This window comes from Carbonatibacter coralli, from assembly GCF_039592655.1.
Lineage (GTDB): Bacteria > Pseudomonadota > Alphaproteobacteria > Kiloniellales > Kiloniellaceae > Carbonatibacter > Carbonatibacter coralli.
Map to the genome: position 1 here is coordinate 1,018,668 of NZ_JBBUTJ010000001.1, position 18,059 is coordinate 1,036,726.

The following is an 18,059-nucleotide window of genomic DNA, read 5'->3' on the forward strand; positions in this document are numbered from 1 at the left end:
TACGCCGAATGCGAGATACTAATGTGACTCTAAAATTACATTTTCTTTACAAAGCACAATTCTGAACAAAGTCAGAAATTGATGGAATAAATGAATAAAAACAAAGGGGAAGGAGCATTGCCACTCCATTCCCCCTGTCCGGCTTCAAGGCTTTCAAAGCCCCAAAGATTAACAGCTGTCACAAAAAACTATTCCTGTTCGATCACAACAGCCGTGCCATTAGCACTGACCATCAGCATGGAATCCCCGACAGCCTCGTAGTCGAGATCGACACCGATAACAGCATTGGCTCCCAGGTCGCGGGCCTGCTGCATCATGTCCTCGATCGCGTGCTCCTTGGCACCGCGCAGGGCCTTCTCGTACCCCCCGGCGCGGCCACCCAGAACATCCGTGATGCGCGCAAAGAAATCCCGGATGAAGTTTGCCCCGACAATGGCATCTCCGCTTACGATCCCCTTGTAGGCAACAATCCGGGTACCCTCGACAGAGTCTGTTGTAACGATTTGCATGATCTGCTCCCTGTATTCAATCCTTGGTCACCCCGTTCGGGGATTGCGAACCCTACCATGACACAAAACAGTTTCAGATGTTTAGCAAAGAATCATGACAAAAATGAACAACCCCTGTCCTCCGGCGTGAAAGGAAATGCCTTTTCCAGATAACGGCAATCTCTTTTCTTTCCGGGCGAAGATCGTCAAACTGTGGCAAGGTCCATAAAAAACAACATAACAAACGCTAAGGGAGCACTCTTGATGTCCAGAATGGATCAGCACCTTGAACAGGAGCTTCTGTCCCTGAAAGAACAGGGACTGTTCAAGGCTGAAAGGCTTATCACCTCCAGCCAGTCCTCTTCGATCTCGGTCACCCGGTCCGGTGACGTCCTGAATTTCTGTGCCAACAACTATCTGGGTCTGGCCAATGATCCCGACCTGATTACAGCCGCCCAGTCGGCACTGGACCGCTATGGCTTCGGGATGGCCTCGGTCCGCTTTATCTGTGGCACCCTTGATATCCACAAGGAACTGGAACAGCGGCTGGCCCGTTTTCTGGGGCAGGAAGACACCATCCTCTATTCCTCCTGCTTTGATGCCAATGCCGGTCTGTTTGAAACCCTGCTGGGGCCGGAAGATGCCATCATCAGCGATGCCCTGAATCACGCCAGCATTATTGACGGGGTTCGCCTCTGCAAGGCGGCGCGCTTCCGCTATGCAAACCGGGACATGCAGGATCTGGAGCGCTGCCTTCAGGAGGCATCCGACAAGCGGTTCCGCATGATTGTCACAGACGGCGTCTTTTCAATGGACGGTTATCTGGCTCCCCTTCCCGAGATCTGTGATCTGGCTGACAAATACGACGCCATGGTCATGGTCGACGACAGTCATGCTGTCGGCTTTATGGGCCCGAACGGAGCAGGCACTCCGGATCACTTCGGTGTGCGCGATCGTATCGACATCATCACAGGGACCCTCGGCAAGGCCCTGGGTGGTGCATCCGGTGGCTACACTGCAGCCAGCAAGGCCGTTGTGGAATGGCTGCGTCAGCGGTCCCGCCCCTATCTCTTTTCCAACACGCTTGCGCCGGCCATCACAGCCACATCCCTGGCCGTTCTCGACAAGCTGGAAAGCTCCAGCAATCTGCGCGACAGGCTCTTTGCCAATGCAGCACGCTTCAGGGAGGGGATGAGCCAGGCCGGCTTCACCCTGCTGGAAGGCGAACACCCGATCATTCCTGTCATGCTCGGCGATGCGGCACTGGCCGGAAAACTGGCAGATTCCCTGTTGAAAAAAGGCGTTTACGTCATCGGCTTCTCCTATCCGGTCGTCCCCAGGGGCGAAGCACGCATCAGAACACAGATGTCGGCGGCTCACAGTCCTGAACAGATTGATCAGGCTGTGGCAGCCTTCACAGAAGCAGCCAAAGAGCTGCAAATCCTCTGACAGATAAAAACAATACTGTCAGATCAGTGTGTACCAGACCTCCCTGTCCCCACTTCGGGAGGCACAAAAAGAAAGTTCAAGAATGGTAACAACGAACTCATCAATGAAGGCTCTCGCCAAGCTTGAAGCACGCGAGGGCATATGGATGCACGAGACAACCGTCCCGGAACACGGACCGGATGACGTTCTGATCAAAATCAGGAAGTCCTCCATCTGCGGGACGGATGTCCATATCTACAACTGGGATCAGTGGGCAGAAGCCACCATTCCGGTCCCCATGACAGTCGGTCACGAATACTCCGGCGAGGTTGTCGCTGTCGGCAGCCAGGTCAAACACCTGAAAATCGGACAGCGCGTCACGGGCGAAGGACACGTTGTCTGTGGTCATTGCCGGAACTGCCGCGCCGGGCGCCAGCATCTTTGTCGCAACACCAGGGGCATTGGTGTCAACATCTCCGGCAGTTTTGCCGAGTATCTGGCCCTGCCCGCCAGCAACGTCTTCCCGCTGCCCGATGATATTTCCGATGACATTGCTGCCATCATGGATCCCTTTGGCAATGCCACCCACACGGCCCTCGCTTTCAACACGGTTGGCGAGGACGTCCTGGTGACCGGGGCAGGACCCATCGGCATTATGGGAGCAGCCATCTGCCAACACGTCGGCGCGCGCCACGTGGTCATCACCGACGTGAACCCCTACAGGCTTGAGCTGGCGAGGAAGATGGGCATCCGGAATGCCATCAATCCGCTGGAAACAGGTCTGCGCGATGTCATGTCCGATCTGGGTATGACGGAAGGCTTCGACGTCGGGCTGGAAATGTCAGGCAACGAACAGGCCTTCAACGACATGATTGACGGCATGAACAACGGGGGCTCGATTGCACTGCTGGGCATTCCGCCGGGGAAGATGGGCATTGACTGGAACCAGGTGATTTTCAAGGCCCTGACCATCAAGGGAATCTATGGCCGCGAGATGTACGAGACCTGGTACAAGATGGCCGCTCTGATTCAGGGAGGTCTGGATTTGACTCCGATCATCACCCACCGCTTTGCCATTGGTGAATTCCAGAAAGGCTTTGACGCCATGCGATCCGGCCAGTCGGGCAAGGTTATTCTGGAATGGGACTGACTGCTGTACAGCAGGTTGTTGAGCAGCGGGCCGGAGGAGACTCCGGCCCCTTATTTTTTGCGCAGCCACCAGACCCTGACGGTCAGTTCACCACCACTGAGGCTGGTTACATCCTCACAGGTCATCCCGCCTGCAGCAGCCAGCTGTTCGATCTGGTCATCGTCAAAACCCAGCCAGACATGAGCGTGATCCTCCCGCAGGCTTTCCATCGAGTGCGGAGCAAAATCGATAATCACCAGACGCCCGTTGGGCGCCAGAACCCGGCCCGTCTCGATCATGCAGGTCCTGGGATCGTGCAGATAGTGCAGCACCATGTGAAGCGTCGCGGCATCGAAGCGGTGGTCGACAAAGGGCAGATGGTGGATGTCTCCGTGGCGAAGCTGCGTCACAGAGGAAAGCTCTTCCTTGTCTTCCAGATTCTTTTCGGCAACCGCCAGCATCTCCCGGGATGTATCCAGGCCAACAGCCTCCTTGACATGGGGAGCCAGCAGTTCCAGCAGACGCCCGGTGCCGGTGCCAAGATCCAGAAGACGTTCCACAGATTCACGCATCAGGCCTGTAACGAGTGTATCCTCGATTCGCAGCGCATCAACATGCAGGCTGCGGATGCGATCCCACTGATCGGCATTGCGGCGGAAATATTCCATGGCGCGCGAGGCACGTGCTTCCTTGACCTCTTCAAGACGCAGAAGATCCTTCGCTGTTTCGGGATCGTCGTCATTGAGAAGATCGATCACCTGCCGCGCCAGTTCGGCACCGCGGCCACTTTCGGAAACCCTGTAATAGGCCCAGTTTCCTTCCTGGGATCTCTCCAGAACACCGGCTTCCATCAGAAGTTTCAGGTGACGGGACACACGCGGCTGGCTCTGCTCCAGAATCGTCACAAGTTCCGAAACCGTCAAATCAGAGTGAGCACAAAGGCTCAGAATCCTTAAACGGGTTGTTTCTGCAATGGCCTGAAGGCCTTTAAGCAACTGCCGCACGAGATACTCCGTCTTCAAGAGAGTCTATTAATTTCACTTTTAAGATATAACGCATTTTACGTCGCTTGCCAGAGGAGCGACCACTTTATCTTGATCAAATCCGAACTTCTTGTTTTCGACACAATTGAGTCCAACTTACCACGCATTCCTCAACAACTATGAAAGATGACAGGATTTTTTTGAAGTTGCCATATCCTGTCGTGTTGCTCTGCGCCTGAAGCGATCAGCCTTTTTGCCGGATTATCCCCCCTGGCAAGCTCTCCTATCGGGCTGTTTGGCGCAGACAAATGTTGCCCTTAAGTCAAACTTGAAGACACTGTCCCCCCGGGCAGTGTCTTTTTTTGCTCTGAATCATTTTCCTGCAATCTGTTAAACAGTACAAGAAAGCTGAATTCAAACAGATCGAATGCCCTGAATGCTTCAAGACACTCAAAATTCGCAGCCTGAATCCGGTAAGGATCAGCCCCTCCTGATCGTTGCCCGCAATCTCGCCTGTCAGCGTGGCGGGCGGACAATCTTCACCGGTCTTGACCTTGATCTTGCCGATGGGGAAGCCCTGCTCGTCAGGGGACCCAATGGCTGCGGCAAATCCAGTCTGCTGCGCGTCCTGAGCGGTTTGCTGCGCCCCGCAGGAGGAACGCTTGGCTGGCCTGCGGCCCCCGAAGAGGAAACCGCAGCGCTGCACCTGCATTATCTGGGTCACCAGAACGCTTTCAAATCCGTCTTCACGGTTCGCGAAAATCTTGCGAGCTGGGCGGGGGCCGAAAGAAATCCGGAACGCGAGGAACTGGCTCTGGCCACCTTTCAGCTTGAAAAGCTTGCCGACACGCCTGCACACCTCCTGTCGTCCGGTCAGGGACGCCGATTGGCTCTGGCCCGGCTGCTGGCCGTTCACCGCCCCCTGTGGCTGCTGGACGAGCCTTCTGTCGGTCTGGATGTTGCCTCGGTCAAACTGCTTGAACAGGCTGTTGAAACACACAGGCAAAATGGCGGTGGCGTGATTCTGACCACCCACACGCCTGTTGAACTGGAACAGTCCCGCATTCTTGATCTGGCGCCCTATTCAAAAACAGATCTGCAGCGCAAGGCATCGACAGGCCCGGGTGAAGACAGCAGGTCCGGAAAGACCGAGTGGAAGGATGAAGACCCATGGTTCTGAGCAGCTTCCTCTCGGTTCTCAAACGTGACCTCCGCCTCGCCCTGCGGCAGAAGAGTGATCTGGCAACAGCAGTGCTTTTCTTCATCCTGACCGCCAGTCTCTTCCCCTTTGGCCTTGGTCCCGAGCCCAACCTGCTGGCACGGATCGCCCCCGGCATCATCTGGGTCACCGCCCTTCTGGCCGTTCTGCTGTCTGTGGAGCGGATTTTCCTCGCCGACTACGAAGACGGCGCACTGGAACAGCTGATCCTCTCTCCGGCTCCCCTGGAGCTCGTCGTCCTGGCCAAGATCGTTGCCCACTGGCTGACCACCGGCCTGCCACTCATTCTGGCTGCACCTCTGCTTGCCGTTTTCTTCAACATGGATTTTGAAGGTCTGGGTGTCATGCTCCTCGCCATGTTGCTCGGCACACCAAGTCTCAGCCTGATCGGCGGGACGGCCGCAGCCCTGACACTGGGGGCCAGACGGGGCGGGATTCTGATCCCCCTGCTGGTCCTGCCGCTTTACATCCCGACACTGATCTTCGGAGTCGGAGCCATTGACGCAGCGCTTTTTGATCTGCCCTACAAGGCCCACCTTTTTCTGCTGGCAGCCATCATGACAGTTTCCCTGCTGGTTGCCCCGCTGGCAGGAGCAGCAGCCCTGAAGCAGGCCGTTGAATAAAACAGGCCGGTCGTGTCTTTAAAAACCACGGCACAAGCCGCAAATAACCGAATACCCGAGCAGAGTGATGCGGAATGTCACACCCTTCTGAAGCATTCAGGACTGGAAAGATACGCCGGATTGCCCTAGATCAAAGCACAAGGACGGAATGGATGGCAGGTTGCATCATAATAAAACGGAAGCCGACAAGCAGGTTTTCGGGATAAGCTTAACAAGCACCTGTTACTGGACGGATCAGGACGATGAGTGTTTTACACCGCTTCGCAAATCCCAATCGCTTCATGCGGCTGGCTACAGCCATCCTGCCGTGGAGCGCCGGATTGACAATCTCGGGACTGGCAATCGGGCTTTATCTGGCCCTCTTTGTGTCCCCCCCTGACTATCAGCAGGGCGAGTCCGTGCGCATCATGTATGTGCATGTCCCCTCTGCGTGGATGGCCATGTTCATCTACACAGGCATGGCTGTGGCCAGTCTTTTTTCCATCATCTGGCGTCACCCGCTTGCCGATCTCGCCGCCAAGGCTTCCGCACCGATTGGCGCAGCCTTTACATTCCTCGCCCTGGCAACTGGCGCTCTTTGGGGCAAGCCCATGTGGGGCGCCTGGTGGGTCTGGGATGCACGCCTGACCTCTGTGCTGATTCTCTTTTTCCTCTATCTGGGACACATGGCCCTGATGAACGCCTTCGAGGATCGCGAACGCGGCAACCGCGCGGCTGCGATTCTGGCGCTTGTCGGCTTTGTGAATGTTCCGATCATCAAGTTCTCTGTCGACTGGTGGAACACACTTCACCAGCCTGCCAGCGTGATGCGCCTGGACGGTCCGACGATTGATCCTTCCATGCTCTGGCCGCTTTTGATCATGGGAGCAGCCTTCAAGTTTTTCTACCTGACCCTGCTTCTGCTGCGTATCAAGAGTGAACTGCTGGAAGCCCGCATTCGCAAGCACCGTCGCCTGATGGTTGATGCCGCCTGATTTGTGTTATCCGGAGATCTGAAATGGAAAGCCTCACAGAATTCCTTGCCATGGATCGCTACGGCGCCTACGTCTGGCCCTCCTACCTGCTCGCAACTCTCATCATGTCCGGGTTGTGGCTCTCCACCCGCGCCCGTCTCAAACGCAACGAGACAGAGCTGAGACAGCTTGAACACAGCACGGAGGACCAGGCATGACCCGCAAGAAAAGACGCATCATGATTGTCTCTGCTGCCGGTGTTCTTCTGGCCATTGCAACTGTGCTGGTGCTCACCGCCTTTCAGCAGGACATCATCTATTTCTATGGTCCCAGTGATCTGAAGGAAAAACAGGTTTCCGGCGAACTGCCCGAAGGACGCGCCCTTCGCCTCGGCGGCCTTGTCGAGGACGACAGTGTGATCAAGGAAGACGGGACCACACGTACCATCTTCAGGGTTACGGATGGCAGCGAAAGCTTCACAGTGTCCTATGACGGCATTCTGCCCGATCTCTTCCGCGAAGGTCAGGGCGTTGTCACAGAAGGCATTCTCAACCATCAGACCGGCGTCTTCCAGGCCACGGAAGTTCTGGCCAAGCACGATGAAACCTACATGCCGCCGGAAGTCATGGAAGCCCTAGAGAAAGCCGGATACAAATACGAGGAAGGCAAGGGCCACAACGCCGCGTCCGGTGATGGTGAAGCCAAAGCCTACTGAAAAAGGCCACCCGTCAGAAGAGTACAAACCTGTAGCGAAAGACAAGCGCCGTCGCTTTCTTTCCCAAGAAAGACCACGTTATGATCGCAGAAATCGGACAGTTCACCCTTGTACTGGCCCTGCTTCTTGCCCTGTTGCAAAGCACACTGCCGCTCTGGGGCGCGGCCAGGGGTGACACACGCCTCATGGCAACCGCTCCGGTTGCCGCACACCTGCAGTTTCTTGCCCTGACAGCCTCTTTCGGTGCCCTGACGGCGGCCTACATTCTTTCGGACTTCACCGTTCTCAATGTGATCGAGAACTCGCACTCCACCAAACCCCTTCTCTACAAGATTTCCGGGGTCTGGGGGAACCACGAGGGCTCCATGCTTCTGTGGGTTCTGATTCTGGCCCTGTTCGGATCGGCTGTTGCACATTACGGGCACAACCTGCCACGCACCCTCCACGCCCGCGTTCTCTCCGTTCAGGGCATTGTCGCGCTCGGCTTTCTGTCCTTTATCATCATCACATCCAACCCCTTCACCCGCGTGGATGTTCCACCTCTGGACGGGAACGATCTCAATCCGCTGCTTCAGGACCCGGGTCTGGCGTTCCACCCGCCCATGCTCTATCTCGGCTATGTCGGTCTTTCCGTCGCCTTTTCCTTTGCCATTGCGGCCCTGATCGAAGGCAGGGTTGATTCAGCCTGGGCGCGCTGGGTGCGTCCCTGGACCCTGATGGCCTGGATTTTCCTGACCGGCGGCATCGCTCTGGGAAGCTGGTGGGCCTATTACGAGCTGGGCTGGGGCGGCTGGTGGTTCTGGGATCCGGTTGAAAACGTCTCCTTCATGCCCTGGCTGATGGCAACAGCCCTGCTGCACTCTGCCATTGTCGTCGAAAAACGCGACAGCCTGAAAGTCTGGACCATTCTGCTGGCCATCCTCGCCTTTTCGCTCTCTCTGATCGGTACCTTTATCGTGCGTTCGGGACTTCTGTCCTCGGTCCACGCCTTTGCCGTCAATCCGGGACGCGGACTGTTTATTCTCATCCTGCTGGCCATCACAGTGGGCGGTTCGCTGGCTCTCTTTGCCTGGCGCGCTCCGGATCTGAAAGCAGGCGGCCTCTTTGCGCCGATTTCGCGCGAGGGCGGTCTTCTGGTCAACAACCTGATTCTGAGCACGGCAACGGCAACTGTCTTTCTGGGCACTCTCTATCCGCTGTTTCTTGAAGCCTTTGGCGGAGGCCGTGTGTCTGTGGGTCCGCCCTTCTACGATGCGACCTTTGTTCCCCTGATGCTGCCTCTGCTGGCCCTGGTCTGTGTGGGTGCCATGATGCCCTGGAAACGCGGGGACATCCTCGCCGTTCTGGGACGTTTGAAAGTTGCAGGTCTTCTGACACTGCTGGCAACGCTGGTGGCTCTCTATCTCTCCGGAGTGTCGGAAATCTATGCTGTCCTCGGCCTGTTGCTGGTTGCCTGGCTTTTCTTCGGAACACTTGCCGAATGGGCTGAGCGCATCAAGCTTTTCTCTGCACCGCTGGCAACTTCCTGGCAACGCATGATCAAGCTTCCCGGCAGTGCCTGGGGCATGACCCTGGCCCATCTGGGACTGGCTGTCTGTGTCGCAGGCATGATCGGCGCCACCGCGTGGAAAGAGGAAGCCGTCGCCAACATGCGCCCCGGAGAAAGCCTGACACTGGGTGAAAAAACCTACGTCTTCAGGGATGTGGTAACTGTTGACGGACCAAACTATCAGGCCGCACAGGCCCGGTTTGATCTGCTCCACAACGGCGAGGTCATCGCGGAACTGACACCGGAAAAACGGGTTTACAATGTCCAGGCCATGCCAACAACCGAAGCGGCCATCCGCTCCCGTTTTCTGGGAGATGACTATCTTGCCCTGGGCGATCAGGGCACAGATGGTTCCTGGGTTGTCCGCGTCTATCGCGAACCCATGATCCAGTGGATCTGGCTGGGCTGTTTCATGCTGATGATCGGCGGCAGCTTTTCCCTGATGGACCGTCGGATCAGACTGGGATCACCAGCCGGAAAGACAGCCGGGGCAGAAAAATCTCCTGCCCGAACAGGACAACAGGAAGCCGTCTGATGACTGAAAGCACTCCGAAAAGCCCAACGCGCACACGCCTGCTCTTCCTGCTGCCACTGCTGCTGGTCTCGATCCTGTTCGGCTACTTCCTCTGGGGGCTCACCACCGAGGGGCGCGATCCGAACAAAATCCCCTCCGTGCTGATCGACAAGCCGGCACCCGACTTTGATCTTCCGGCCCTGGAAGGCACAAGCATGCCCGGCTTCAGCACAGCCGACCTTCGAAACAGCGGAAAGATTTCAGTCGTCAATGTCTTCGCCTCCTGGTGTATCCCCTGCCTTGCAGAACATCCCAACATGATGAAGCTGGGGCAGCGTGACGATATTGTTCTTTACGGAATCAACTACCGCGACAAGCCTCTCGATGCCCTGAACTGGCTTGAAAAACACGGCAATCCCTATGACAGCATCGGCGCAGATACAAACAGTCGTGCCAGCATCAACTGGGGTGTCTACGGTGTTCCTGAAACCTTCATCCTCGATCAGAGTGGCACCATCCGCTACAAGCACACCGGTCCGATCAATCCGGGTCAGCTTGAATCCCTGATCATTCCGGTAATCGAAACACTCAAGGCGGAGAAAACCTCATGATCTCCCGTCTGCTCTGCTGCCTTGTTTTCACTCTGGCTCTCTTCGCTCATCAGCCGCAAAAGGGTGCTCTGTCATTCGCTGGCAAGGCCGTCCTTGCCGTCGAGCCTGACGAAATTCTGCCCGACCCCGCTCTGGAAGCCCGCGCCCGGGAAATTTCAAAGAACGTTCGTTGCGTCGTCTGCCAGAACGAACCCATTGATTCCTCCAATGCCGACATTGCCAAGGAGCTGCGCCTGATTATCCGCGAGCGTCTGGTCGCCGGCGACAGTGACCGGGAAATCGAAGCCTTTCTTGTGGCCCGTTATGGGGATTACGTGCTCTTCAGGCCACCGTTCAATTCCTACACGCTTTTTCTGTGGCTCGGTCCTTTCGCCGTTCTGCTTCTGGGCGGAACCGGCCTGTTCTTCTATTTCCGTTCCGGCAGGAAGGCCTCCGGTACAGCTTCTGCACAATCTTCCGGCTCCAGCGCGCTCAGTGCAGAGGAACAGGCCGAGCTTGACCGGTTGCTTGCATCCGATCAGGAGAAAGGGTCCCGATCATGATCTTCTGGATTTTCTCCGGCATTGTAACAGCCCTGGCCCTGATTCTCGTCCTGCGACCTCTCACCCGTCCCCTTGCCGTCAGTGGCGAAAAAGCCAGCGTACGCGCCCAGCGCCTCTTTGAAGACCAGCTGGCCGAGCTTGATCGCGACCTGACTCAGAATCGCCTCAATGCCGAGCAACACGCGGCTGCAAAGGTAGAGCTCCAGCGACGTTTCCTGCGCGACCAGCGCCTGAACAGAAAAAACGAAGCAGACCTGCCCAGAATCAACAATCCGCTCTCCGGTTCAACACTGAAACTGATCATGGGCTCGCTGGCTGTTGCCTTTCCCGTTGCGGCCATGGTGCTGTATTTCCACTTCGGTTCTCCCGGCACACCGGGGCTGCCCCATGCCGAACGGCTGGCTCTCGAGCAACAGGCTCAACAGCAGCAGGCCGAGGCTCTTGCAGAGATGGAACAGAACCTGCAGCAGCAACTGACAGATGATCCTGCAAACATACGGAACTGGCTGTTGCTTGCGCGTCTGAGACTGGAAACAGGAAACATCCGCGGATCTGCCGAGGCTTTCCGGGGCGCTCTGGACAACGGTGCAGATGATGCAGCAACGCACGGTTCCTATGGTGAAATGCTCGTCGCCGCCGAACAGGGACAGGTCACCGGGGAAGCCATTGAAGCCTTCCGCACAGCCCTTGAACGGGACCCCAATGACCCGCGTGCGCTCTTCTACTCCGGCCTCGCCCTTCAACAGGGAGGCCTCCAGCAGGAAGCCCTCAATCTCTGGCTCAAGCTTCGCACAATCCTGACAATCGACAATCCCTGGCTGGAGCCCACCGATGAACGGATCCGGACAACAGCACAGGCCCTTGAGCTGAACGCCGTTGAACTGCTGGCAGCCAATCCTGCACAGCAGCCCTCCGGTCCGTCCCGGGCCGATATCGAGGCGGCACAAAGCCTCTCGGCAGAAGAACAGCAGGACATGATCCGCGGTATGGTCGAAAGGCTTGCCGAGCGACTGGAAACAGCGCCCGATGACCTCGAAGGCTGGCTGCGCCTGACACAGTCCTACCTGATTCTGGAAGAGCAGGAAAAAGCGCAGGAGAGCTTCGAACGGGTTCGCCAGATTGTGCAGGAACAGGGTCAGCCCGATCAGGTTCAGGATATCGAAGCGCTTGGCCGTCAGTGGGGTCTGGTGAACTAATTGCCTCTCTTGTCTTTCCAACATCATATACCAAGCCACTGATTTACCGGGCTTTTGCGAAAAGGCGAAAGATTATTGCGCATTTCTTCTTTCCTCTTCGGACAAAGAACAGTAATTTCGTGCCGAATTGCTATTTGCGTTGTACCGTTTGAACAGGGAACTTTTCATGACGTCTGCCGTCATTGATTCACAGAAGGCCACCACAACTCCGGCACTGGTTTGCGAAGATATCCATAAATCCTTTGGTTCTCTGGAAGTCCTCAAAGGCATTTCCATGACTGCAAACGAAGGCGATGTCATCTCCATTCTCGGCTCCAGCGGGTCCGGCAAATCGACTTTTCTGCGCTGTATCAATCTTCTGGAAACCCCTGATTCAGGAACTGTGACTGTCAATGGCGAGACCATCGGCATGGCCCTGAACAAAAAGGGCGCGTACCTGCCGACAGACAGGAAGCAGGTGGAACGCATCCGCACCAGCCTCTCCATGGTCTTTCAGAGCTTCAATCTCTGGTCTCACATGACCGCCATTGAAAACATCATGGAAGCACCTGTTCACGTTCTGGGTCTCTCCAGAGCCGAAGCCCGTGAAAAGGCCGAGGCGGCCATGAACAAGGTCGGCATCTTTGATCGCAAGGATTACTATCCGGCCCACATGTCAGGAGGACAGCAGCAACGCGTTGCCATTGCACGTGCACTGGCCATGAACCCGACTGTCATGCTTTTTGACGAACCAACCTCGGCACTGGATCCGGAACTGGTGGGCGAGGTGCTCAAGGTCATGCGCAATCTGGCCGAGGAAGGCCGAACCATGGTCGTCGTTACCCACGAAATGGGCTTTGCCCGCGAAGTTTCCAACCAGACGATTTTCCTGCATCAGGGCCGTGTTGAAGAACAGGGACCGTCGCAGGAAATCTTTGCAAATCCCAAGTCAAAACGCTTTGAACAGTTTGTCACCGGAAGCCTGAAATAATCGGGTTTCAGGGCGCAAAGCCTGACTTGTGATCACTTGGGCTTGAAAGCCCGCCAGAAATTAAACTAAAATCGCCGGATTATAAATCGGCACTCTCAAGCCGATCAACTAACGGGCAGTCACCTCTGACGGGGACGCTCAAGGGAAGGTAAAAAATGAAAAAAATTCTGCAAAAACTGACAACACTGGCTGTCGCTGCTGCTCTGCCACTGGCTCTGGCTGCAGGCGTTCAGGCTGCTGACAAGGTTCGCATCGGCGTCGAGGGTGCTTACCCTCCATTCAGCTCTGTTGATGCAGACGGCAAACTGGTTGGTTTTGACATCGAGATCGCGCACGCACTCTGCGAGGAAATGAAAGTCGAGTGTGAGCTGGTTGCCCAGGACTGGGACGGCATCATTCCCGGCCTGCTGGCCCGCAAATACGATGCGATCATCGCATCCATGTCCATCACAGAAGAGCGCAAGAAAAAGGTCGACTTCTCTGCGAAGTACTACAACACACCTGCACGCTTCGTGCGCAAGAAAGGCTCCGGCATCGAGATCGACGACGCAAGCCTGAGCGGCAAGACTGTTGGCGTTCAGCGCGGCACCATCCACGACAACTTCATTTCCGGCGAGTTCGACGGCAAACTGGACATCAAGTACTACGGCACCCAGGACGAAGCCTACCTCGACATGGCGGCTGGCCGTATCGACCTGCTGTTCGCTGACTCTGTTGCCATGGACGACGGCTTCCTGAAAACAGATTCCGGCAAGGATTTCGAATTCGTTGGTCCTTCCTACTCTGATCCGAAGTACTTCGGTGAAGGCGCAGGCATCGCGATCCGCAAGCAGGACAATGATCTGCGTGACAATTTCTCTGCAGCGATCAAGGCAATCCGTGCAAACGGTGTTTACCAGAAGATCAACGAGAAATACTTCCCATACGACATCTACGGCGCTGAATAATCGCCCCGTCTGACGAATAAGAGAAAGCGGAGAGAAAACTCTCCGCTTTTTCAGTTCTTTCATGCCTTTTAATCCAGAAGGTGCATCGTGCTAGATTTACAAGGTTACGGGAGCTCGGTCATTCTGACCGGTGGCTCGGTCACTCTGTCTGTGGCCCTCGTCTCTCTGCTTATTGCATTGTGTCTCGGTTTGCTGACAGCCCTGGCAAAACTCTCCGACGGAATTGTTTTGCGTTCTGTCGCAACGGTTTACACCACTGTCATCCGCGGTGTTCCCGATCTGGTCCTTATGCTTCTGATCTTCTTCGGGGGTCAGCTCTTTATCAACAATCTGCCCTACGATCTCCTGAATCTGATTGAAAGCTGGTTCGGGGAAGAGGCCAGGGCCGCTGCAGAGCCCTGGCTGGACTGGGGTTACATTGATATCAATCCTTTCATTGCCGGCACCCTCACCATCGGCTTCATCTTCGGAGCCTACATGGCAGAGACCTTCCGCGGGGCCATTCTGGCCGTGGATCGCGGAATGCTGGAGGCCGGAGAGGCCTATGGCATGACACGTCTGCAGGTCATCCGCCGCATTCTGATTCCGCAAATGATGCGTCACGCCCTGCCCGGACTGGGGAACAACTGGCTCGTTCTGATGAAAACCACAGCCATTGTGTCCATTATCGGCCTGGATGACATGGTGCGCAAAGCCAACCTGGCTGCCGGTGCGACCCGTGATCCGCTGACCTTCTACACCGTTGTTGCCTTCGTCTTCCTCGCCTTCACAAGCCTGTCAATCTGGGGCCTCAAGTGGCTGGAAGACCATTACTCTGTCGGCGTGAGGAAGGCCTGATCATGGATTTTGAAATCATCTTCGACAGCATCCCGCTCTATCTCGAGGGTCTCGTTGTCACACTCTGGCTCGTTGGTCTGTCTGTCCTGATCGGCTTTGCCCTTGCGCTGCCGCTGTCAATCATGCGCACCTCAAAGAATCAGTTCATCAACAAACCTGTCTGGGCCTTCACCTATTTCTTCAGAGGCACACCCCTGCTGGTTCAGATGTTCATGATCTATTACGGTCTCGGGCAATCGGAAACCCTGCAATCCCTCTATGATGTGGCACCGATCCTGAAACAGGCGAGCCTCTATGCGCTCGTCGCCTTTACCCTGAACACGGCAGCCTATACGACCGAGATCTTCCGCGGTTCCATTGAGCAGACGCCTTTCGGGGAAATCGAGGCTGCGAAGGCCTGCGGCATGTCGCGAGGCCTGATGCTGCGCCGCATCATTCTGCCCTCGGCCCTGCGTCGCGCCATCCCGGCCTATTCCAACGAGATTGTCTTCATGCTGCACGGCTCTGCCATTGCTTCCGTGATCACGATCATCGATCTGACCGGCGCGGCCCGACTGGTTCAGTCCGACTACTATGCGCCCTTTGAAGCCTTTGTCACGGCAGGGGCTTTCTACTTTGTTCTGACCTTCTTTATTCTCTGGGTGTTCCGCGTTGTCGAAAAACGCCTGAACAGGCATCTGCGCCCCCGTGAAGAAGTGAACATGGTCGTTTAACTATAAAACCTCTGCAGTCTGATTGATTGCAGAGGTTTTTTGTTTGAAATCTTAACCAAGCAAACATACAAAAGCATTCGGAAAGGCCCTTTCTCCCTTGAAGGATGAGAGATTTTTTGCCTTTCTTTAACAGCTGTTAACCTTGTTTGGTTAGCCTGAGCAAAAGAAGTGACTTCAATTCGAGAGTACTGAGGCGACAGCCCCGGACAAAGACGCAGGACAGGGACAGGGTTTCACAATGACAGCCACTGCAGAAAGCATTGAATACAACAGCGAGCAGAGAAATCTGCAGAGCTGTCTGCCGGGCAGTAACGTGAATGAGGTTTCGTTTCTTGCCACCGACTACCTGAATCACCTCAACGAGCCGATCATGATGCTCGAGATGGTTCCTGACATGCCCGACATGCTTGAGGAGGTGGAAAGCTGGCAGCCCAAGAGTTACCAGCAGCATTTCCGGGACAGCCTCTTTGCTGCCAAGGACATTGCCATCGAAGCCTACGAAATTGCCCCGGCTCCCTTCCGGCAACCCTTTGACATGTGCATCACCATGGCCGGAAACGCCATCATGGATTCCGCCCAGGCCACCCGCGCAGCGATCAAGTCCGGTGACGAAGCCCGCATTGCCTTTCTGGTTGAACGCACCTCAAGCCACGTCCGCCATCTGATCGATATTGCCTCCGGCGCGATCAACGGCAAGCCCAATGCTCTTGATCGCCAGAAGGCCATGGAGCTTCGCAACAGCTGGAAAGATGTTCTTGCCAACAAGAGTATGGCCCCTGTGGATATGGTTGAGCCGGAGATGGAAGAACAGGATGACAGCCCATCCATGAATCAGGACTCCATCGACGCCCTGTTCGACTGACAACCTTTCGACTGACAGCTTTTCGGGTAACGCCCCGTTGGCGAACCCTTGTTCAACTTGCGTTTGTCCCATTAACAGGTCGTCTTCTAGAACAGCTCCTCAATCCGGAACGATCCCAGATCGGGTTCCCTGTATCCTTCAGGCTCCTGCCGTTCAGGAAGCACAACCTTTTCCGTCTGAAGATCCGGATAGTCGAATTGCCGGAGCAGATGGGAGATGCAGTTCAGGCGGGCCCGGCGCTTGTCATTGGCCTCCACCACATGCCAGGGAGCCCAACCTGTGTGTGTGGCCCTGAACATGGCATCCCTGGCTCTCGAATAGTCATACCAGCGCTTGTGTGCCTCGATATCCATGGAGCTCAGCTTCCAGATCTTTCGCGGGTCCCGGATCCGCTGATGAAAGCGTTTTGTCTGCTCTTCCGCATCAATCTCGAGCCAGTACTTGATCAACCGGATGCCCGACTGGGTGATCATCTTTTCAAAGAAGGGCGTGGTTTCCAGAAAGTGTTCGTACTCTTCGTCTGTGCAGAAGCCCATCACCTTCTCCACCCCGGCCCGGTTGTACCAGCTGCGATCAAAAAGCACGACTTCACCAGCTGAGGGGAAACGGCTGAGATAACGCTGAAGATACATCTGACTGCGTTCGAGCTCGCTCGGTGCAGAGAGAGCCTCAACTCGGAAAACACGGGGGCTGACACGATCCGTAATCCGTTTGATCACCCCTCCCTTTCCGGCTGAATCCCGCCCTTCGAAAAGAACAATGACGCGCAGTCCCGTTTCGCGGACATGCATCTGCAGCTTGACAAGTTCACCCTGCAGAATGGCCAGCTGTCTTTCATAGCTGTCCCGGTCCATCTTTGCGGACAGGGTCCTGTTCCCATCATCCTTCTTCGCCATCAAGCTGTCCTGTCGCCTCCGTTGCGCCTGTTGAAGACTGACAGCTTTGAACCGGGGAAACAATGCGCTGTATCAATGGGCAGGGGCTGTATGAGGCAGCTGCGCTTCAAGAGCACGGACAATTTTTGGGGACAGCGGCGGTGTCATGGAGGAAAACCAGTCCACCAGTTGCCCATCCGGTGCAATGAGATACTTGTAGAAGTTCCAGCGAACCTGTCCCTGAACGCCAACCTGGGACGACACCCATTGATAAAAGGGATGAGCCTGTTCGCCCCTGACACTGACCTTTTGGGTCATCGGGAAATTGATGTTGTAATTGTAGGTGCAAAACTGGCGAATTTCCTCATTGCTGCCCGGTTCCTGTTTTCCAAAGTCATTCGAGGGAACCCCCAGGACCACAAGGCCGGCCTCCCTGTACTGATCCCACAGACTTTGCAGCGCTTCATACTGACCGGTGAAACCGCAAAAGGATGCCGTGTTGACCACAAGAACGGTCTGCCCCCTGAAGCTGGAAAGAGGAAGCTCCCCTCCGTCTATGGATTCAAAAACAAAATCATGGGCTGTTTTTTTGTCTGTCTGGTTCTGCCCGTTTGCCAGAGCAGAGCCAAAGAGGGAAACAGAGCAGAGAAGAGACCAGAGATACTTCACCGTTTATTCCTTTCAATCTTCTGTTTCTTATAGTCTTTTTTATGGCCTTTGGATCAAACAGGCAAAGAGCCAGTTTTTCCGAACCAAGGCTCCACCCCTGAATTATTCAAGAAAATGTTTGTATTCCACTGAAGAATATGTTGCGATTCCGTTACAGAATAAAAAATCACCAGTAAAGGTGAAGAAAAATGTGGTTTCCGACTGTTATTTATCCTGAAGACCACTGAATAAAATAG

20 protein-coding genes are annotated in these 18,059 nt (G+C 55.5%); 16 read left to right on the top strand and 4 right to left on the bottom strand.

Going from position 1 to position 18,059, the window contains the following annotated elements; genetic code table 11:
* Window positions 1–188: 188 nt before the first annotated feature.
* Window positions 189–509 carry a YbjQ family protein gene (locus AAAH10_RS04700; protein ID WP_343561026.1) on the bottom strand — a complete coding sequence of 107 codons (321 nt, stop codon included), beginning with the start codon at window positions 507–509 and terminating at the stop codon, window positions 189–191.
* A 243-nt stretch (window positions 510–752) separates the two neighbouring features.
* Here AAAH10_RS04700 and AAAH10_RS04705 point away from each other — a divergent pair, with 243 nt between their 5' ends.
* Both AAAH10_RS04705 and tdh read left to right on the top strand, forming a co-directional pair.
* A complete protein-coding gene (locus AAAH10_RS04705) occupies window positions 753–1,937 on the top strand; it encodes a glycine C-acetyltransferase (RefSeq protein ID WP_343561028.1) in 1,185 nt (394 codons plus the stop codon).
* A gap of 82 nt (window positions 1,938–2,019) precedes the next feature.
* Complete coding sequence (gene tdh, locus AAAH10_RS04710; protein ID WP_442490261.1) at window positions 2,020–3,066, top strand: L-threonine 3-dehydrogenase; 1,047 nt, start codon at window positions 2,020–2,022, stop codon at window positions 3,064–3,066.
* A gap of 50 nt (window positions 3,067–3,116) precedes the next feature.
* Here the strand turns inward: tdh and AAAH10_RS04715 are convergent, their stop codons facing one another.
* The gene (locus AAAH10_RS04715; RefSeq protein WP_343561030.1) at window positions 3,117–4,049 is read right to left on the bottom strand and encodes an ArsR/SmtB family transcription factor; all 933 of its coding nucleotides are present in this window, start codon (window positions 4,047–4,049) and stop codon (window positions 3,117–3,119) included.
* Between the two features lie 415 nt (window positions 4,050–4,464).
* Here AAAH10_RS04715 and ccmA point away from each other — a divergent pair, with 415 nt between their 5' ends.
* The 14 genes from ccmA to AAAH10_RS04785 all read left to right on the top strand — a co-directional run bounded on the left by ccmA (window position 4,465) and on the right by AAAH10_RS04785 (window position 16,279).
* Window positions 4,465–5,208 carry a heme ABC exporter ATP-binding protein CcmA gene (gene ccmA, locus AAAH10_RS04720; RefSeq protein ID WP_343561032.1) on the top strand — a complete coding sequence of 248 codons (744 nt, stop codon included), beginning with the start codon at window positions 4,465–4,467 and terminating at the stop codon, window positions 5,206–5,208.
* Window positions 5,205–5,870: a heme exporter protein CcmB gene (gene ccmB, locus AAAH10_RS04725; protein WP_343561340.1), complete on the top strand. Its 666-nt coding sequence runs from the start codon at window positions 5,205–5,207 to the stop codon at window positions 5,868–5,870. The genes ccmA and ccmB overlap by 4 nt, the downstream gene beginning before the upstream one ends.
* Window positions 5,871–6,112: 242 nt before the next feature.
* On the top strand, window positions 6,113–6,844 hold the full coding sequence (locus tag AAAH10_RS04730) for a heme ABC transporter permease (RefSeq protein ID WP_343561034.1): 732 nt from the start codon (window positions 6,113–6,115) through the stop codon (window positions 6,842–6,844).
* A gap of 23 nt (window positions 6,845–6,867) precedes the next feature.
* Window positions 6,868–7,041: a heme exporter protein CcmD gene (ccmD, locus tag AAAH10_RS04735; protein ID WP_343561036.1), complete on the top strand. Its 174-nt coding sequence runs from the start codon at window positions 6,868–6,870 to the stop codon at window positions 7,039–7,041.
* On the top strand, window positions 7,038–7,538 hold the full coding sequence (gene ccmE / locus AAAH10_RS04740) for a cytochrome c maturation protein CcmE (RefSeq protein WP_343561038.1): 501 nt from the start codon (window positions 7,038–7,040) through the stop codon (window positions 7,536–7,538). The genes ccmD and ccmE overlap by 4 nt, the downstream gene beginning before the upstream one ends.
* 80 nt (window positions 7,539–7,618) lie before the next feature.
* Window positions 7,619–9,622, top strand: a complete 2,004-nt coding sequence (locus AAAH10_RS04745) for a heme lyase CcmF/NrfE family subunit (RefSeq protein WP_343561040.1) — start codon at window positions 7,619–7,621, stop codon at window positions 9,620–9,622.
* Window positions 9,622–10,212 (top strand): DsbE family thiol:disulfide interchange protein, encoded by a 591-nt coding sequence (locus AAAH10_RS04750; protein ID WP_343561042.1) that lies wholly within the window; start codon window positions 9,622–9,624, stop codon window positions 10,210–10,212. The genes AAAH10_RS04745 and AAAH10_RS04750 overlap by 1 nt, the downstream gene beginning before the upstream one ends.
* On the top strand, window positions 10,209–10,754 hold the full coding sequence (locus AAAH10_RS04755; protein WP_343561044.1) for a cytochrome c-type biogenesis protein: 546 nt from the start codon (window positions 10,209–10,211) through the stop codon (window positions 10,752–10,754). The genes AAAH10_RS04750 and AAAH10_RS04755 overlap by 4 nt, the downstream gene beginning before the upstream one ends.
* A complete protein-coding gene (gene ccmI / locus AAAH10_RS04760) occupies window positions 10,751–11,950 on the top strand; it encodes a c-type cytochrome biogenesis protein CcmI (protein WP_343561046.1) in 1,200 nt (399 codons plus the stop codon). The genes AAAH10_RS04755 and ccmI overlap by 4 nt, the downstream gene beginning before the upstream one ends.
* A gap of 166 nt (window positions 11,951–12,116) precedes the next feature.
* Window positions 12,117–12,920 (top strand): ABC transporter ATP-binding protein, encoded by an 804-nt coding sequence (locus AAAH10_RS04765; protein WP_343561048.1) that lies wholly within the window; start codon window positions 12,117–12,119, stop codon window positions 12,918–12,920.
* A gap of 155 nt (window positions 12,921–13,075) precedes the next feature.
* Window positions 13,076–13,867 carry an L-arginine-binding protein AotJ gene (gene aotJ / locus AAAH10_RS04770; RefSeq protein ID WP_343561050.1) on the top strand — a complete coding sequence of 264 codons (792 nt, stop codon included), beginning with the start codon at window positions 13,076–13,078 and terminating at the stop codon, window positions 13,865–13,867.
* An 87-nt stretch (window positions 13,868–13,954) separates the two neighbouring features.
* Entirely contained in the window at window positions 13,955–14,704 is a 750-nt protein-coding gene (locus AAAH10_RS04775; RefSeq protein ID WP_343561052.1) for an ABC transporter permease, read from the top strand.
* Window positions 14,705–14,706: 2 nt separating this feature from the next.
* Entirely contained in the window at window positions 14,707–15,417 is a 711-nt protein-coding gene (locus AAAH10_RS04780; protein ID WP_343561054.1) for an ABC transporter permease, read from the top strand.
* A gap of 238 nt (window positions 15,418–15,655) precedes the next feature.
* The gene (locus tag AAAH10_RS04785) at window positions 15,656–16,279 is read left to right on the top strand and encodes a hypothetical protein (RefSeq protein WP_343561056.1); all 624 of its coding nucleotides are present in this window, start codon (window positions 15,656–15,658) and stop codon (window positions 16,277–16,279) included.
* Between the two features lie 86 nt (window positions 16,280–16,365).
* On the opposite strand, the gene ppk2 is transcribed toward AAAH10_RS04785, so the two are convergent.
* The gene (gene ppk2 / locus AAAH10_RS04790; RefSeq protein WP_343561058.1) at window positions 16,366–17,175 is read right to left on the bottom strand and encodes a polyphosphate kinase 2; all 810 of its coding nucleotides are present in this window, start codon (window positions 17,173–17,175) and stop codon (window positions 16,366–16,368) included.
* A gap of 72 nt (window positions 17,176–17,247) precedes the next feature.
* Window positions 17,248–17,823 carry a glutathione peroxidase gene (locus AAAH10_RS04795; RefSeq protein ID WP_343561060.1) on the bottom strand — a complete coding sequence of 192 codons (576 nt, stop codon included), beginning with the start codon at window positions 17,821–17,823 and terminating at the stop codon, window positions 17,248–17,250.
* Window positions 17,824–18,059 lie beyond the last annotated feature (236 nt).

Coding starts and splice junctions, on each gene's coding strand:
- AAAH10_RS04700 (WP_343561026.1), bottom strand. CDS start 509: ATGCAAATCGTTACAACAGACTCTGTCGAGGGTACCCGGATTGTTGCC.
- AAAH10_RS04705 (WP_343561028.1), top strand. CDS start 753: ATGTCCAGAATGGATCAGCACCTTGAACAGGAGCTTCTGTCCCTGAAA.
- tdh (WP_442490261.1), top strand. CDS start 2,020: ATGGTAACAACGAACTCATCAATGAAGGCTCTCGCCAAGCTTGAAGCA.
- ccmA (WP_343561032.1), top strand. CDS start 4,465: ATGCTTCAAGACACTCAAAATTCGCAGCCTGAATCCGGTAAGGATCAG.
- AAAH10_RS04730 (WP_343561034.1), top strand. CDS start 6,113: ATGAGTGTTTTACACCGCTTCGCAAATCCCAATCGCTTCATGCGGCTG.
- ccmD (WP_343561036.1), top strand. CDS start 6,868: ATGGAAAGCCTCACAGAATTCCTTGCCATGGATCGCTACGGCGCCTAC.
- ccmE (WP_343561038.1), top strand. CDS start 7,038: ATGACCCGCAAGAAAAGACGCATCATGATTGTCTCTGCTGCCGGTGTT.
- AAAH10_RS04745 (WP_343561040.1), top strand. CDS start 7,619: ATGATCGCAGAAATCGGACAGTTCACCCTTGTACTGGCCCTGCTTCTT.
- AAAH10_RS04750 (WP_343561042.1), top strand. CDS start 9,622: ATGACTGAAAGCACTCCGAAAAGCCCAACGCGCACACGCCTGCTCTTC.
- AAAH10_RS04755 (WP_343561044.1), top strand. CDS start 10,209: ATGATCTCCCGTCTGCTCTGCTGCCTTGTTTTCACTCTGGCTCTCTTC.
- ccmI (WP_343561046.1), top strand. CDS start 10,751: ATGATCTTCTGGATTTTCTCCGGCATTGTAACAGCCCTGGCCCTGATT.
- AAAH10_RS04765 (WP_343561048.1), top strand. CDS start 12,117: ATGACGTCTGCCGTCATTGATTCACAGAAGGCCACCACAACTCCGGCA.
- aotJ (WP_343561050.1), top strand. CDS start 13,076: ATGAAAAAAATTCTGCAAAAACTGACAACACTGGCTGTCGCTGCTGCT.
- AAAH10_RS04780 (WP_343561054.1), top strand. CDS start 14,707: ATGGATTTTGAAATCATCTTCGACAGCATCCCGCTCTATCTCGAGGGT.
- AAAH10_RS04785 (WP_343561056.1), top strand. CDS start 15,656: ATGACAGCCACTGCAGAAAGCATTGAATACAACAGCGAGCAGAGAAAT.
- ppk2 (WP_343561058.1), bottom strand. CDS start 17,175: ATGGCGAAGAAGGATGATGGGAACAGGACCCTGTCCGCAAAGATGGAC.